Origin of the sequence: Vibrio sp. 10N.222.48.A3 (assembly GCF_041475345.1) — a bacterium.
In the GTDB taxonomy this organism is placed as follows: Bacteria; Pseudomonadota; Gammaproteobacteria; order Enterobacterales; family Vibrionaceae; genus Vibrio; species Vibrio tasmaniensis_A.
This window is the reverse complement of sequence record NZ_JBFRVX010001293.1, coordinates 1-1,019: the sequence shown is the minus strand read 5'-3', so window position 1 is coordinate 1,019 and position 1,019 is coordinate 1. Positions and strand designations below refer to the sequence as shown.

Below are 1,019 nucleotides of genomic sequence, written 5' to 3'. Positions count from 1 at the left end.
TACAGTATTGCCTTCAACTATTAATCCGGTCACAAGCAAAAATAAAAGCAATTTTAATTCTAAAGACCGAGAAAGTCAGACAACAGATTGGGATATCAGATCAACATGAATACAGAATTTAATTTTACAATTAAGAGCATTAGCCTCGACGAGAACTATCAACCTGCGGACAGCACACGTATCACCACCAACTTCGCTAACTTGGCGCGTGGTGACAGCCGCCAAGCAAACTTGCGCAATGCACTGCAGATGATTGACAACAGTTTCAACGCATTAGCACACTGGGACAACCCAAAAGGCGACCGTTATTCTGTAGAGCTTGAAATCATTTCTGTTGATATGGACATTGAAAGCAACGGCGAAGCATTCCCTTCCATTGAAGTACTGAAAACCAATATTCTAGACCGTAAAACCAACGAGCGTATTGAAGGCATTATCGGAAATAACTTCTCTTCTTATGTTCGAGATTATGACTTTAGCGTACGTCTATTGGATCATAATAAAGGCCAAGATAAATTCAGCATTCCAGAAGATTTTGGTGATTTGCACGGCAAGCTTTTTAAATATTTCGTTAACTCTGACGCTTACAAAAAGAACTTTAATAAGCCACCTGTTATTTGCTTAAGCGTGTCAGATAATAAAACCTATTACCGCACTGAAAACCAACACCCAGTATTAGGTTTTGAATACCAACCGAATGAGTCTTCTTTAACTGAACAATATTTTAAGAAGATGGGGTTACAGGTTCGTTACTTCATGCCGCCAAACAGTGTTGCACCTCTAGCTTTCTATTTCTTTGGTGATCTACTGAACGATTACTCAAACCTAGAGCTTATCAGCACCATCAGCACCATGGGTACATTCCAAAAAATCTACCGTCCTGAGATTTACAACGCGAATGCGGTTGCAGGTAACTGCTACCAACCAAACTTGAAAAACTTGGATCACTCGCTAACTCAAATCGTGTATGACCGAGAAGAACGAAGCAAATTAGCTATCGAACAAGGTAAATTCGCAGA

1 protein-coding gene is annotated in these 1,019 nt (G+C 39.9%); it reads left to right on the top strand.

Annotated elements, in window-relative coordinates:
• Nucleotides 1-105: 105 nt before the first annotated feature.
• Nucleotides 106-1,019 (top strand): DUF1852 domain-containing protein (locus tag AB4653_RS25810; protein WP_372105652.1); only part of this gene is annotated, 914 nt, incomplete at its 3' end.